Origin of the sequence: Paenibacillus sp. FSL F4-0236, assembly GCF_038000135.1 — a bacterium.
GTDB lineage: Bacteria > Bacillota > Bacilli > Paenibacillales > Paenibacillaceae > Paenibacillus_AQ.
Genome location: NZ_JBBOBK010000001.1, coordinates 1,772,745 through 1,787,969, shown reverse-complemented (window position 1 = coordinate 1,787,969; position 15,225 = coordinate 1,772,745). Strand labels below are relative to the sequence as shown.

At 44.6% G+C, this 15,225-nt stretch carries 13 protein-coding genes; all 13 read right to left on the bottom strand.

Translation table 11 applies throughout. From position 1 onward, the window contains the following. Positions 1 to 53: 53 nt before the first annotated feature. Positions 54 to 1,733, bottom strand: coding sequence for a ribonuclease J (locus tag NSQ29_RS08165; RefSeq protein ID WP_042189403.1), 1,680 nt, complete (start codon positions 1,731 to 1,733; stop codon positions 54 to 56). A gap of 510 nt (positions 1,734 to 2,243) precedes the next feature. After that, positions 2,244 to 3,119, bottom strand: a complete 876-nt coding sequence (gene dapA / locus NSQ29_RS08160; protein ID WP_340970888.1) for a 4-hydroxy-tetrahydrodipicolinate synthase — start codon at positions 3,117 to 3,119, stop codon at positions 2,244 to 2,246. 13 nt (positions 3,120 to 3,132) lie between these two features. Then, a complete protein-coding gene (gene dapG, locus NSQ29_RS08155; protein ID WP_340970891.1) occupies positions 3,133 to 4,356 on the bottom strand; it encodes an aspartate kinase in 1,224 nt (407 codons plus the stop codon). Between the two features lie 355 nt (positions 4,357 to 4,711). Further along, a complete protein-coding gene (locus NSQ29_RS08150) occupies positions 4,712 to 5,308 on the bottom strand; it encodes a dipicolinate synthase subunit B (protein ID WP_042189406.1) in 597 nt (198 codons plus the stop codon). 1 nt (position 5,309) lies between these two features. Then, on the bottom strand, positions 5,310 to 6,206 hold the full coding sequence (dpsA, locus tag NSQ29_RS08145; RefSeq protein ID WP_341124759.1) for a dipicolinate synthase subunit DpsA: 897 nt from the start codon (positions 6,204 to 6,206) through the stop codon (positions 5,310 to 5,312). A 195-nt stretch (positions 6,207 to 6,401) separates the two neighbouring features. Then, positions 6,402 to 6,848 (bottom strand): dUTP diphosphatase, encoded by a 447-nt coding sequence (gene dut / locus NSQ29_RS08140; protein WP_341124758.1) that lies wholly within the window; start codon positions 6,846 to 6,848, stop codon positions 6,402 to 6,404. Continuing rightward, entirely contained in the window at positions 6,823 to 8,091 is a 1,269-nt protein-coding gene (locus NSQ29_RS08135) for a M16 family metallopeptidase (RefSeq protein ID WP_042189409.1), read from the bottom strand. Before NSQ29_RS08135 ends, dut begins: the two co-directional genes overlap by 26 nt. A 76-nt stretch (positions 8,092 to 8,167) precedes the next feature. Next, the gene (locus NSQ29_RS08130) at positions 8,168 to 9,151 is read right to left on the bottom strand and encodes a polysaccharide deacetylase family protein (protein ID WP_076285434.1); all 984 of its coding nucleotides are present in this window, start codon (positions 9,149 to 9,151) and stop codon (positions 8,168 to 8,170) included. Between the two features lie 247 nt (positions 9,152 to 9,398). Further along, positions 9,399 to 11,501 carry a polyribonucleotide nucleotidyltransferase gene (pnp, locus tag NSQ29_RS08125; protein ID WP_042189411.1) on the bottom strand — a complete coding sequence of 701 codons (2,103 nt, stop codon included), beginning with the start codon at positions 11,499 to 11,501 and terminating at the stop codon, positions 9,399 to 9,401. 391 nt (positions 11,502 to 11,892) lie between these two features. Continuing rightward, a complete protein-coding gene (gene rpsO / locus NSQ29_RS08120) occupies positions 11,893 to 12,162 on the bottom strand; it encodes a 30S ribosomal protein S15 (RefSeq protein WP_036656390.1) in 270 nt (89 codons plus the stop codon). Positions 12,163 to 12,310: 148 nt separating this feature from the next. After that, entirely contained in the window at positions 12,311 to 13,258 is a 948-nt protein-coding gene (locus NSQ29_RS08115; RefSeq protein ID WP_042189412.1) for a bifunctional riboflavin kinase/FAD synthetase, read from the bottom strand. 37 nt (positions 13,259 to 13,295) lie between these two features. Then, positions 13,296 to 14,210 carry a tRNA pseudouridine(55) synthase TruB gene (gene truB / locus NSQ29_RS08110; protein WP_149646128.1) on the bottom strand — a complete coding sequence of 305 codons (915 nt, stop codon included), beginning with the start codon at positions 14,208 to 14,210 and terminating at the stop codon, positions 13,296 to 13,298. Beyond that, positions 14,207 to 15,184: a DHH family phosphoesterase gene (locus NSQ29_RS08105; RefSeq protein WP_076285431.1), complete on the bottom strand. Its 978-nt coding sequence runs from the start codon at positions 15,182 to 15,184 to the stop codon at positions 14,207 to 14,209. The genes truB and NSQ29_RS08105 overlap by 4 nt, the downstream gene beginning before the upstream one ends. Positions 15,185 to 15,225: the final 41 nt, after the last annotated feature.

The following is a 15,225-nucleotide window of genomic DNA, read 5'->3' as shown; positions in this document are numbered from 1 at the left end:
CGGGGAAAAGGGGCCAATGCCCAAGCTATATATTTATTTAAGGAGAATTCTCCTTACACTTCCATGATAATTGGCAAAATCATCGGTCTACGACGCGTTTGCTCGTATAAGAAACGACCGAGTGAATCTTTTACGCTTGTTTTAAGCGATGCCCACTCATTTACTTTCTCACTCATCAGGCGCTGCAGTGTACTGGAAACAATTCGGTTCGCTTCGTCAAGCAGTCCTTCGGACTCACGAACATAAACGAAACCACGAGAAATGATGTCAGGTCCGGAGACAATTGCACCATTCTGTTTGCTTAGTGTAACCACGACAACCAAAATACCATCTTGAGACAGCAACTTACGGTCACGCAATACAATATTACCTACATCACCTACACCCAGACCGTCAATCAATACGTTACCAGCCGTTACTTTACCAGCTTTACGAGCGGCACCGCCTTGAATTTCCACAATCTCACCGATTTCAGTGATGAAAATGTTCTGAGACTCTACGCCAACAGATTCTGCCAAAAGCGCATGTTTGCGTTGCATACGGTATTCACCGTGAATTGGAATGAAATATTTTGGTTTCATCAGGTTGAGCATAAGCTTAAGCTCTTCCTGGCTACCGTGACCGGATACGTGAACGCCAGAATTGGAACCGCTATAAATTACGTTAGCGCCAAGACGGAACAATTCATCAATGGTACGACCTACATATTTCTCGTTACCTGGTACCGGTGTTGCTGCAATAATAACAGTATCACCTGGCAAGATATCTACTTTACGATGACTGGAACGTGCCATACGGGTCAATGCGGACATTGGCTCGCCTTGGGATCCTGTGCAAAGAACAACGACACGGTTCGCTGCCATTCTGTTCATTTCTTCAGGCTCGATCAGCATACCGTCAGGTACGTTCAGATATCCAAGCTCAGAAGCGATGGATACAACGTTTACCATACTACGGCCAATTACTGTAATCTTACGACCTGTGGATTCTGCTGCATTAACCACTTGTTGAATGCGGTGCACATTGGAAGCAAAAGTTGCTACAACGACACGTTGTTCAGCTTTGCGGAAAATGTCTTCCAGAACGATACCGACATTTTTCTCAGATGGGGTAAAGCCTGGTTTCTCAGCATTTGTACTATCCGACAAAAGAGCAAGCACGCCCTTCTGACCAATTTCAGCCATCCGATGCAGATTTGCAAATTGACCGTTGACTGGAGTGTGGTCAAATTTGAAATCTCCCGTATGAACTACGTTACCTTCCGGTGTTTCTATGCATACACCGACGGAATCAGGAATACTGTGATTGGTTCTGAAGAAAGTAACTTTGAGCGAACTTCCCAGTTGAATTTCTGAATCTTCATTGATCAGAATTCGTTTGGTGTCACCCAGTAAGTTTGCTTCCTTCAATTTGTTTTCTACAAGGCCTAATGTAAGTCTTGTTCCGTAAACCGGAACATTCAAATTCTTCAGGACATATGGGAGACCACCGATGTGATCCTCGTGTCCGTGGGTAAGTACAATCCCTCTTACCTTGTCACGGTTCTCTGTCAAATAAGAGATATCAGGAATTACAATATCAATACCGAGCATATCTTCTTCCGGGAACTTAAGTCCCGAATCCACGACTACAATGTCAGCTCCATATTGAATGACATACATGTTTTTCCCGATTTCTCCGACTCCGCCCAATGCGAAAATCATCAATTTATCGTTGTTGTTTTTTTTGGACAAATGAATCTAACCCTCCTATGATGTTGGACGTCATACTTTTATTGGTAAATATTGAACTTCGATTATTTCAGCGGCGCTGAACACATTCTTCAAACAGCTGATAGCTTCCTTAATTAACAAGGATATTCCTGATATCTGTAAAATGCGCAATGCGAAAGCTCCCGATTCCGGGCAGTAAAGTTCATATTGAAGCGGACAAATGCCGTCAAAATTCACCGTCGCGCCCCTCGCGCGAAGACATTTCAATCATTTACACAGACTCATCTTGGGACCTATCCTGTCTCACAATGTATACCATTGACGGAAGATTACCGCATATTTAATTTTAACCGCACCCAGTCACTTAAGATCATTATACATGATTTTTTTGGCAAAAGACAAGTCACCCTATCTCGTATCCAAATTCTTTCCTTAAATGTGACCCATTATTTTAGCAAAATATAATAAATATAAAAACCGGCTCTCCACAGGAGAAGCCGGTTTAAAGACTAGAATATCATTGTTCAGCACTTAGTGAAATAGTGCCTCGATAAAGGCCGCCTCAGCTTCAGTAGGTGAAATAAGCGGCAATCTGACGCCTCCAACAGGCAGACCTTTCAGACTTAAAGCATATTTGACCGCTGAAGGATTCGGTAAAGGTTGTGGACATTCGAACAACCCCTTGTAAATAGGGAACAATTGCCGATGGATCTCTCCCGCTCGCTGAACATTTCCTGAGGTGAATGCATAGATCATTTCTGACATCTGTGCACCAACCACATGACTAGCTACACTGATAATTCCGTATCCTCCTACGGCTAGACTAGCTAAGCCCGCAGAGTCATCACCAGTATATACACGGAAGTCATCGGAACACGCAGAAGCGATAAGTGTTACTTGATCGACAGATGCACATTCTTTTGTCGCAACAATATTCGATATTTCAGCAAGTCGAAGGGTTGTGTCCACGCTCATACTTACACCCGTGCGACCGGGAACATTATACAGCATGACTGGCAATGAAGTCTCCGTAGCAATCGCAGAAAAATGCTGATAGAGCCCTTCCTGATTAGGCTTATTGTAATAAGGAACGACCAAAAGTATGCCATCCACACCTATTTTCTCCGCTTCCTTCGTGAGGTGAATAGAGTGCTTCGTGTTATTACTGCCTGTTCCAGCAATAATTTTACAGCGACCATTCGCCTTCTCTAGTACAAAAGAAAACAGCTGCAGTTTCTCCTCATCACTTAACGTTGGGGATTCCCCAGTTGTACCACAGACAACCAATGCCTCTGATTTCTGTTCCTCAATTAAATAATCGACAAGCTGTGAAGTTACATCCCAGTTGATTTCTCCATCCCCGTCAAAGGGGGTTACCATGGCTGTTATTAATCTTCCGAAATCCACTTTGAATTCCTCCTTAGCGGTGCAATTCAAACATAGCGTGCAGCGAACGCAGGGACTGCACCATATCCTCTTTCTTCACCAGCACCCAAATCGTTGTATTCGAATCTGCGGATTGGAGAATCTGAATATTTTGTGAGCTAAGTGCCTCAACGATACGCGCCATAATACCAGGCACACCATTAATTCCGCCCCCGATAACGGAAACTTTTGCACAACCTGATAAACTCTTAGGACGCAAGCCCAATTGCTGAAGAACTGAGATGGCCTTTTCTGATTTGTCATCGAACACAGTATAAAGAGCTTCAGTAGGTGTTACATTAATAAAATCAACGCTTATTCCGTTGTCGGCCATACTTTTAAAAATTTGCAGTTGAACGCCCGTACCATTTCCATCTGGACACTCCACAGAAATCTGTGTGACGTTGCTGACATAAGCAATCCCTGTTACGAAGCGATCTACAATGCCGCCAGACTGAATGTCGTTGAATCCTTCAGGATTCGTAACCAGCGTACCTTCAGTTTCAGAAAATGTTGAACGAACGCGTACTGGAATTTGTGCCTGCATAGCAATCTCAACCGCACGTGGATGGATCACTTTTGCTCCTTGATGAGCCATATTACAAATTTCTGTATAACTAACATACGTTAGCGGTTTTGCATCTTCAACGATCCGCGGATCTGCTGTAAGAATCCCGTTAACATCTGTATAGATATCAACCATATCTGCATGAAGGGCAGCACCCAGTGCAGTCGCAGAGGTGTCACTTCCTCCACGGCCCAAAGTCGTCAAATCACCAGCTTCAGTCTGTCCTTGGAACCCGGTCACTATAACTACTTTATCTTCACGCAGTTCACGAAGAATACGATCAGGACGTACATCTAGAATTCTTGCATTGCCATAGTTGCTATCTGTCATAAAACCAGCCTGAGCTCCCGTTAGTACCGTAGAAGCAATCCCTTCATTCTCCAGCAGGCCACAAAGTGTAGTAGCAGAGATAATCTCACCACAGCACATCAAGAGATCCTTCTCACGCTCTGGGAGTGAATCTCCATTCTGAACAGCCCAATCCAGCAGAGTATCTGTTGCATAAGGTTCTCCGCGTCTGCCCATTGCCGAAACGACAATGACCAAACTATAGCCGCTAGCGAGCTCCCGTTTGACATTACGAATGACGTGCTCTCTAGCTTGTGGTGTTGAAAGTGATGTTCCTCCGAATTTTTGTACCAGAATACCCATGTATAATTCCTCCATTATTGTCAAAGCAAACACACTAATCGTTCGTAAATAGAACTCATTTCGTCTCTAATGAGAAATTCCTTTACAGTACGTAAGCTTATTTCTTAAGTAATTTTCTTTTATTTTGAAAAATGGTTGTACCGCCCTCGAAATGAGGACGGTAGCAGTAAAGCTTATATTTTTTGGTGGCAATGATCTCAGCAATGGGTTTAGCAGATCTTGGCTTTGAATGTTTACGACCGTATCTATTGATTAAGAAGTAACTCCGACCAAGGCGGCATTTAACTTCTCATTGCTCATTTAGTGCATCTCCCCTTTTTATGTCCGCAACTAGCTCCACCGATTCCGCCCTATTCTAGACGGAATGAAACTTTTCAATAATCATCGGCTGTAGTTGTTTACCTTGCAAAGCGGCATAGCAAGCTTCTGGGATAAGATCCATACGCGCTACTAACGAATTAGGTTTGCCCTCAGGGTTATCCTGTCCGAATGGCACAAAATAAATATGTTTAGCCACTAGAAGCTTTGCAATATTTGCGGCATTAAGACCTAGGCCATCATTGGTAGATATCGCGAGAACAAGTGGACGTCCATTGCGCATCTGCGATTTTGCAGCCATGAGCACTGGACTATCGGTCATAGCATTTGCCAATTTACTCGTTGTATTTCCAGTGCAAGGTGCTATCGTCAGCACATCCAGCAGCTTGGAAGGACCCAGCGGTTCCGCTTCAACAATTGTAGAAATGATATCATTACCTGTTATATCTTTCAACTGTTTTAGCCAATTTTGCGATGTTCCAAAGCGGGTGTCGGTGCCTAGTACGGATGCTGAAACTATGGGCACTACGTTTGCTCCTCCATCTACGAAGCGTTGAATTTGCGGCATTACCTCCGCAAATGTGCAGTGAGATCCGGTAATCGCATACCCTACTGTTTTTCCGTGCCAATCCATTTTATTCGTCCCCCTTGATTAAAGCCTCGTCCGATATCGACTGAACCAGCGCATTTGCCATAATAATCCCAGCGCTTTTAGGAGCTACAATGCCAGGGAGTCCAGGTGCCAGCATCGCTTTAATTCCTCTTTTCTCGGCATAACGAAAATCACATCCACCTGGAGCAGAAGCCAGGTCGACAATTAAGCAATGCGGTGAGATACGTGAGAGTACTTGTGCGGTGATGATCATACTTGGAATCGTATTAAATATCAGATCAACATCCGGCACATGAAGCAACAGTTCACTGGTCATAAACGGCTTCCAGCCCATTTCCTCAGCACGTGCATAATGTTCCTGTTTTCTAACACCAGCTTTGACACTAGCACCCAATCCTTGCAGGCTTCTTGCCATTGTAAAACCCGTTCTGCCCAAGCCCAGTACCATCGATTTAGAACTGTGAATGGTAAAATCCGTGTTCTGTATGGCCATAACCAGTGCCCCTTCCGCTGTTGGGATGGAGTTGTAGATGGCTACATCATCACGATTAAGCAATTCAATTAACTTTAACGAATGCTTGGCGCACATGCCGCGTAAGTAGCTTTTAGCCATACCGCTATACACCAAACAATGGGGTGGCAGAGCAGCAAAATGTTCTTCCAAGAGCATCAAGCGTTCAGAAGCAAATAAAGCACTGATATTCCCTTCATCATCACAACCAACCGTAGGCAACACTAATACATCTGCATTACTAAGCAGCTCTACCGTCATCTGTTCCAGGCTCACCCCTGGGCAAGGGGCTTCCCATTTATCGAACCCGGCAGCGCTTACCGTCGCATCCAATTCCACACATTTCCGAATCACTTCAAGCTGTCTCGCGTCCCCGCCCAGGAACACGATCCTGACGCCAGTAAGCATAGGGATGACGCTCCTTTCAACATACACTATCGACTATAGAGCATCTTATGCTGGGCATTCTTAATGGGTGAAAAGCGGAGAAGAATTACCATGCAGGCTTAAATGTGAAACTTATAAATTGTCATATTCAAACGAAAAAAAGCTCGCGAATCACGCCGATTAGGCATAAATTCGCAAGCTTTTTAATAAGTCATATTATTTGCCAGTGTGACCAAAGCCTCCGGCTCCACGTTCTGTTTCGGATAAAGCATCTACTTCAACCAAAGTGACCACTGGAACCACTTGAAATACCATTTGGGCAATGCGCTCATTACGAGCGATAGCAAATGGCTCTTGCCCTAGATTGATCAACAAGACTTTGATCTCTCCACGATAATCAGCATCAATCGTTCCAGGTGTGTTCAAACACGTAATCCCATGCTTCAAGGCTAGTCCACTTCGTGGACGAATTTGAGCTTCTAATCCGTCTGGCATAGCTAATGATATGCCTGTTGGAATTAATGCACGTTCTCCAGGTGCAAGCACGACTTCGCTACCAACTGCGGCATATAGATCATACCCGGAAGCCTGTTCTGACATTTTACAAGGAAGATTAACATCCTCGTTTCCAGCTAGTTTATTGATTTGTACGTAATAAGACAAGATCATCTCTCCTAACATTTGCAATAGCTTTATCTGTTGAACCTACCATCGCTAAAGAAAGCGGCTCAGCAAACATATTATCAAGCACACTGTTGATATTGTCCATCGTTACTAACTGAATCTTGGCGATCATATCGTCTAATGTGTTATGTTTTCCGAGCATAAGTTCATTTTTTCCAATCCGATTCATCCGGCTACTAGTGCTTTCCAGGCTAAGAATAAGGCTACCTTTAAGCTGCTCCTTGCCTTTTCTCAGTTCATCTTCACTAAGACCCTCAGTAGCAAGTTCGTACATCATTTCCTTAATTAGCTCCGTTACATCCTTAGTTTGCTTCGGTGCTGTTCCAGCATAGACCGTGAACAAACCAGAATCCGCTTGAGAACTGTGGTATGAATATACAGAATAGGCTAGGCCACGTTTTTCGCGAATCTCTTGGAACATCCGTGAGCTCATACCGCCGCCAATGGCATTATTAATAAGCACCATAGCATATTGCAATGGGTCGCCAGAGCGGACCCCTGGTAGGGAAAGACAGATATGATTCTGTTCTGTTTTTTTGCGGTGAAACAACAAGTCCCCATAATAATCCGGTGGAGTCAACGGCGCAGATGTGCCATGATTAGCAAAAGAGCCAAAATGCTGCTCCAGCAGCTCAATCAATCCATCGCTGATGTTCCCCGCTACACTAATTACCGTATTCTCAATCGTATACTGCTCCTTCATGTAGGCACGAAGATCATCCGGCTTCATCTCCATCAGCCGTTCCTTTAAGCCAAGGATAGAATACGCAAGCGGATGATCCTTGTAAGCAGCAGCACACATCAAATCATGCACAAGATCGTCTGGTGTATCTTCGCACATAGAAATTTCCTCAAGGATGACGTTCTTTTCTTTCTCCAGCTCTTCAGCATCCATACGTGAACGGAAAAACATATCTGCTAGCACATCTACTGCGATAGGCAGATGCTCATCCAGTACTTTTGCATAATAGCAAGTATATTCCTTAGAGGTAAACGCATTTACATTGCCGCCAATAGCATCGAACTGTTCGGCAATATCCTTAGCACTATATCGGTCCGTACCTTTAAAAAGCATATGCTCTACAAAATGGGATATCCCGTTGTTTCCAGGGTGTTCATTCCGCGAACCTGTCTTCACCCATATTCCAAATGAAACGGACCGGCCGGTCGGAATTTTTTCCATCACTACTCGTAATCCATTGGATAATACTATTTTTTCCACTTCATGTCCTCCTGGCAATAGCCATGTTCTATCTAAATTAATACACGTGCCTATAATCCTACCAGAAATAGATCACTCACTCAACATCAGAGGGGATTAGACGCTCCGCTGACAGCGTTTGGCTAACTGTTCCTAGCTGTAACCCTTTTGCCTTTATCCCGCGTATCATGGCCTTCAGCGCCTTGGAGGATGAGGCAGTAGGATGCATTAGAACAAGTGTGCCGGGTTCAGCTTTGCTTGTGATTTTGGCAACTATAGATTCAGGAGAAGGATTGCGCCAATCCACCGTATCTACAGTCCAGAGTACAGTCTTTAAGCCCAAGCTGCTAGCGATTTCTACTGTCTCTTGATCGAAATCACCAGATGGAGGCGCGAACCATTTATTAGTGACTCCAAGCGATTCCTTTAGCAGCTTTTGCGTCTTCTCAATCTCAACGGTAGCCCGCGCTCGACTTAAAGTACTCATATTGGGGTGGGTATAGGCGTGATTCTCCATCTCATGACCACGCTTTAACATTTCTGTAGCAAGCTCTGGATTCTTACTCAGCCAGCTTCCATCCAGAAAAAACGTAACTTTCACGTTCTCTTCATCCAAAATATCCAGCATTGGCACGATATACTGATTCCCCCAAGCCACATTAATCATCAGTGATACCATCGGCTTCGCCGGATTTCCTCGATATATAGGTTCTGCTCCCAGTTCATTTAACGATACTTTTGGTTCGATCTGCCGGTACACTAACTTTATGGGCTCTTTTGGTGCCAAAAGAGCATTCCGATAGGTACTCTCTACATCAATCTCAAGTCCGTTATAGCCCGGAATGGCTTTCCACACCCGGTCAACCACTGCATCCACTGGAGGTGCATTTAGTTTGGCCGCGGCGGTCTCAATCCTCAGACGGAGATCGTTGTTCGCCGCCTTAGGGATATCCATCCACACCGCGAGATCATCCTGCGGCTTCAATTGCGCAAGCATGTCTTTGACTGGTCCCTGTGTGCTACCAATTCCTATCACGATTGCTACACAAGCAACCACTAATGCCACTTTTTCCGTCTTCATGACGACTTCCTCCCCGGTAGAAACGAATTTCAGGTTCGTTCCACACGATTACAAAGACACTTTGTCCCAATCTATGAGACAAGGGAGGATTTTATGTCATGAACAGATACAAGACTAATAGATAGGAATGTTTGCTACAGTTTTTCAGCTTAGTTCATATAAAAAAAGAGCCAGAACGCAAATCGCTTCTGTCTCTTTTAATAATGAAATTAGATCCCTTTAGTAAAGGTTATTACTAAGATCAATCTTACGCTTTAGCTCCAGTTTCCGAAGTCAACACTGCTTTACGAGACAAATTAACCCGGCCTTGTGGATCGATCTCGGTAACTTTAACGGTAATGGTGTCACCAATAGCAACAACATCTTCTACCTTAGCTACACGCTCAGTAGACAATTGGGAAATGTGTACCAATCCGTCTTTGCCCGGAATAAGTTCAACAAATGCACCAAATTTCTCAATACGTCTAACTGTACCCACATAGATTTCTCCGACTTGTACTTCACGCACAAGACCTTCGATAATCGAACGAGCCTTTTGGATCATTTCTTCATCTGAAGAACCGATAAAGACACGGCCATCTTGTTCGATGTCGATTTTCACGCCGGTTTCTTCAATAATTTTATTGATAATCTTACCACCAGCACCGATAACATCACGGATTTTGTCCGGATTGATGTTGATAATAATGATTTTTGGAGCATATTTGGACAGATTAGGTCTTGGTGCAGAGATCGCTTCATTCATTTTGTCCAAGATGAACAAACGGCCTTCTTTAGCCTGCTGAAGTGCATCTTGAAGAATGTTGCGGTCGATACCGGCAATCTTAATGTCCATTTGAATAGCTGTAACACCTTCTGCTGTACCAGCTACCTTGAAGTCCATATCTCCGAGATGATCTTCCATACCTTGAATATCCGTCAGGATGGAGACATGATCTCCGTCTTTGATCAGACCCATTGCTACTCCGGCTACTGGTGCTTTGATTGGCACACCAGCGTCCATCATAGCCAGAATGCTGGCACAGATACTTGCCTGGGAGGTAGAACCATTAGATTCAATCGCTTCTGATACTAGACGAATCGTGTACGGGAATTCAGTTTCACTAGGAATTACCTTGGATAATGCACGTTCTCCAAGTGCTCCGTGACCGATTTCACGACGTCCTGGTGCTCTAAGCGGACGAGCTTCCCCTACGCTGAACGGAGGGAAGTTGTAATGGTGCATGAAACGTTTCGTTTCAGTAGGATCGATTCCATCGAGGATTTGTACATCACCTAGAGCTCCAAGGGTACAAACGCTAAGGATTTGTGTTTGTCCACGAGTGAACAGACCGGAACCGTGTGTACGCGGCAACAGACTTGTATCACATTCAATCGGACGGATTTCATCAAGTTTACGTCCATCTGGACGAACCTTATCATGCGTGATTAGACGTCTCACTTCATCCTTCACGATATCATGTAGGACTTCTTTAACATCTTTCAGAAGCTCCGGTGCTTCTATGTACTTCTCTACGAAATACGCAACCGCTTCATCATTAACGACATCAATCGCTTCCTGACGAGCATGTTTTTCAGCAATTTTAACGGCTTCCACCAGACGAGCCTCAGCAAATGCACGGACCTCAGTATTCACGTCAGCATTCACAGCATGCAGCTTCACAGCCATTTTTTCTTTACCAGCCACTTTGACCAGTTCTTCAATGGTTGCAACGATCTTACGGATTTCATCATGACCGAACATAATCGCTTCGAGCATCACATCTTCCGTCACTTCGTTCGCTTCTGCTTCAACCATCATGATTGCTTCCTTCGTTCCAGCAACCACTACATAAATATCACTGATCGCTTGCTGAGCCATATCCGGATTGATCACAAATTCTCCATTAATCCGACCTACAGCAACGCCGCCGATGGGTCCATCAAAAGGCACATCGGAAATACTAAGTGCAGCTGAAGTACCGATCATAGCAGCAATATCTGGTGCGCAGTCCTGATCCACACTCATTACCATGTTCAATACCTGAACATCGTTACGGAAACCTTCAGGGAACAGTGGTCTGATTGGACGGTCAGTCAAACGGCTGGACAGAATCGCTTTCTCACTCGGTCTACCTTCCCGTTTAATAAATCCGCCCGGAATTTTACCTACCGCATATAATCTTTCCTCATAGTTAACTGTAAGCGGGAAAAAATCCAGGTCCTTCGGCTCTTTCGAAGCCGTAACGGTACATAATACCGAAGTATCCCCATAACGCACCATAACGGCTGCGTTTGCTTGTTTAGCTAGTCGGCCCGTTTCCAGCACAAGGCGTCTTCCGCCTAGCTGCATTTCTACACGTTTTTCCATAAATACCTCCTTGAATAGTAGTAGACCCGCAGTCAAATATTGCAGGTTCACATATCGATCTAATGAATCGGAAAGGCTTGTCCCCAAGCTAAAAACGCCTTCGGCGTCCTTATAAGACGGTAGCGTTTATGCGAGAATTATAAGGATAAAGTATAGCATGAAACATATACTTTCTTATAATTTAAGGTATGTAGCCTGTTCTGTATACATATAAGAAGAAACGGCTAAGTCTTACAGATGATGTAAAGTGGCCGTTTTTACGAATAATCTCATCAGTCTTGCTATAAAGTTTTCCCTAAATTTTCAAAAAGCAACCCAGCTGTCCCGCTGTCGCTCCGAGAAGGACATACGGTATACAACCAGGCTGCTTTAAGGGTTATCTTATGGAAAATTAACGACGCAATCCCAGTCTTTCGATCAGGGCGCTGTAACGTCTGATGTCTTTGTTTTTCAAATACGCCAGAAGTTTACGACGTTGTCCAACCATTTTCAACAATCCGCGACGGGAGTGATGATCTTTCTTGTGCGTACGCAAGTGGTCAGTCAAATTAACGATGTTCTCCGTTAGGATAGCAACTTGCACCTCAGGGGATCCAGTATCGGATTCGTGAGTTTTGTGCTCGTCGATCAATTGATGTTTACGTTCTTGAGTTAATGCCATCCTGTTCACCTCCTTCAATATAATCGCCATTAGCCTCGTCACCGTCGGTGAGAACGTGCAACCAAGCTAAGGTTATGGTGCTGTAAGCCAGCAACGTTTATTAGTATAGCATCTCCATTAACAAAAGTAAACGGCTTGTCCGGGATGACTATAGATTATAACCCAAAATCTTCTTCGCGGTTTCTGCATCCTCACCGATTTGAGTAATCAATGCACCAATGGATTCGAATTTTCGTTCAGGACGAATGTAAGATACTAACTCCACCTTAAGCTCTTGATCATACAAATCACCTTCGAAGTCAAACAGATGGACCTCAAAGCTTGGCGTCAATACACCCTCATGAAAGGTAGGTTTAACGCCCACATTCATGACCCCGTACAAAACTTTATCCTTATAAAAGACTCGGACCGCATATACACCTTTAGTCGGAATGACAAAATGAGCACTGAGCTTCAAATTCGCCGTTGGAAAACCAATGGTGCGACCTCTCTTCTCACCATGACCCACTTCACCACGCAGATAGTAGCAACGTCCGAACCAGGAGTTTGCCAGCTCTAAATCCCCGTTTTGGAGACTTTTACGAATGCCGGAGCTGCTGACCTTCTCACCATCTAACAGAAAAGGGGGAGCAACCTCTACATTCATAACACCTTCACCCAGCTTGCGAAGCATTTCAACATCGCCTTCACCTTGATAACCAAAACGAAAGTCAAAGCCGACAACTGCAGTTACAATATGTAGCGGCAAAAGCATAACAGAGACAAAATTCTGTGGACTTACACGGGAAAGCTGCTCGTTAAATTCAATAACATATAAGATATCGACACCCAAACTAGCAAGAATCTCCTGCTTTTCTACGGGTGGCGTCAAATACCCTTCATAATCACCCTTACCCATAACATCTTTAGGATGGGGATGAAATGTAAGGACTGCGGCCGGCACACCTTGTTTACGGGCTAGGGCCACAGCGGATGTAATGACGCTAGCATGTCCACGATGCAATCCGTCAAACTGCCCTAGAGCAGCCACTTGAGGCTGAGCCCACTCTGCAGCAGTCTCCGGAGACATCGGATAGGTTAACGTTACGGTTCTCACGCTGTTTCTCACCTACAATTCACTTGGTAAAATTGATTTAAGCTTGTGCAAATACCTTCACTGGAGCAATTGCACCTGTATCTTCCAATTCATAAATGCCAAGAAATCCACCTTGAAGATCGTATAGCCGAAATTGACTGTTTGTCTTCACCTCTGGAGCGATAAATCGTGAGGACAAACGCTGCCCCTGCAAAGCTGCCTTCTTTTTCTCATCCATTACAGTGTGCTTTGGCATATGAGAAATGGCTTCGTCTGCAGCGATTAAATGATCTTCCAATGTTCCGGCTTCTTTGTGAATCGCAATATCCTCTAGCGTAAGACAATGACTGGCAGAAATCCCTGCCGACATTGTTCTCTCTAGTTTCACCATCACACCCGGCAGTCCAAGTGCTCGTCCGATATCGACACAGAGCGTACGAATGTACGTCCCCTTAGAGCAAAGCACCCGGAATGTGATATCGGGATGATTGCCTTCCCAAGTCATATCCGTCATTTCAATTTCATAAATCTCTACTTCACGGCTTTTACGTTCAACGGTTTTACCTTCTCTTGCTAACTCATAAAGACGTTTGCCGTCAACTTTAACCGCAGAATACATTGGTGGAACCTGAGAAATAACCCCTTTAAATGAAGCAAGCACTGATAGAATCTCTTCTTCAGTTACATGCACCTCATCTACAGTTTCTATAATAGTCCCAGTTAAGTCCTCAGTATCACTGGACATCCCTAGTCTCAGTGTTGCCACATATTCTTTGGGCAACTCCTGAATATACTCCACGACACGAGTAGCACGGCCCAGACAAAGTGGCAGCACACCTGTTACCTGTGGATCAAGCGTTCCCGTATGTCCGATCCGTTTCATGCCGAGAATACGACGTGCCTTGGCCACAACATCATGTGAAGTGAACCCGGCTGGCTTGTAAACCGCCAGTACACCTTCTAATTCACTCATAAATGACGTCTTACCTCCTCAAGCACCTGCGATATTGCCGTTTCGAGTGTAGCTTCTATACGCGCACCTGCAGCACGGGTATGACCGCCACCTCCAAACGTTTGCGCTAGATCAGCCACGTCGACCTTACCCGCAGAACGCAAACTAACTTTAACCGCATGTTCATGAATGACTTTGAACAGAATCCCTACTTCCACACCTCTAATATTGCGAGGGTAGTTCACGAGACCTTCTAAATCTTCATTAGCAGCAGCACATTCGATCATGTCCTCCGGTGTAACATAGAGCCAGGCAATATCCCCTTCGGGTGATAATTGAAGAGTATTTAACGCTTTATTTAAAATTTTAATCTGCGGCAATGTCATTTCTTCAAGTAATGTCTCAGCCAGTTCAGGACCGTTAACGCCATAAGAAAGCAGTTCAGATACGGCTGCCATTACTTTTGGTGATGTGTTGGTATATCGAAATCCACCAGTATCTGTCAAAAGACCTGTGTATAAAGCTGTGGCGATATCAATGTCCCATTCAATCTCGAACGTCTTCAGCAGATCGAACAAAATTTCCGCAGTCGCAGCAGCATCCGGTTTGATTAAATTCACAAGTCCATAACCGTTGTTAGTGGGATGATGGTCAATGTTCAGGATTAGAGCATCCTTCGCAAAATAGCGATGAGTCAATCCTACTCGCTGAAAATCAGCACAATCCACACAGATCACATTGCTGTATTGACGGGGCGGCTCACTAGAGGCCATATTGATGATTTCATCCGAATGCCATAAATATTCCATCCGCTTCGGTATCGGTCCTTCATTCAGCATAGTGTATTTTTTGCCCAGACATGAGAGAAGCCAGCCCACCGCTAGGGTGGAGCTGACTGCATCTCCGTCCGGCTGAACATGCGACACTACAAGGTAATCGTCGTGTTCCAGCAGAAACTCACGGGTCTGCTGGAGACTTTGTTCATAGCTCTGCATTCGCCGTCTCCTTTATAAAGGTTGTTCAAAATAGCCTTAAG

Bases quoted from the DNA above. Each gene is read 5' to 3' on its own strand.
- dapG (WP_340970891.1), bottom strand. From the start codon at position 4,356: ATGGGTATTCTGGTACAAAAATTCGGAGGAACATCACTTTCAACACCA.
- NSQ29_RS08150 (WP_042189406.1), bottom strand. From the start codon at position 5,308: ATGGATTGGCACGGAAAAACAGTAGGGTATGCGATTACCGGATCTCAC.
- dpsA (WP_341124759.1), bottom strand. From the start codon at position 6,206: ATGCTTACTGGCGTCAGGATCGTGTTCCTGGGCGGGGACGCGAGACAG.
- NSQ29_RS08130 (WP_076285434.1), bottom strand. From the start codon at position 9,151: ATGAAGACGGAAAAAGTGGCATTAGTGGTTGCTTGTGTAGCAATCGTG.
- pnp (WP_042189411.1), bottom strand. From the start codon at position 11,501: ATGGAAAAACGTGTAGAAATGCAGCTAGGCGGAAGACGCCTTGTGCTG.
- rpsO (WP_036656390.1), bottom strand. From the start codon at position 12,162: ATGGCATTAACTCAAGAACGTAAACATCAATTGATCGACGAGCACAAA.
- truB (WP_149646128.1), bottom strand. From the start codon at position 14,210: ATGAGTGAATTAGAAGGTGTACTGGCGGTTTACAAGCCAGCCGGGTTC.
- NSQ29_RS08105 (WP_076285431.1), bottom strand. From the start codon at position 15,184: ATGCAGAGCTATGAACAAAGTCTCCAGCAGACCCGTGAGTTTCTGCTG.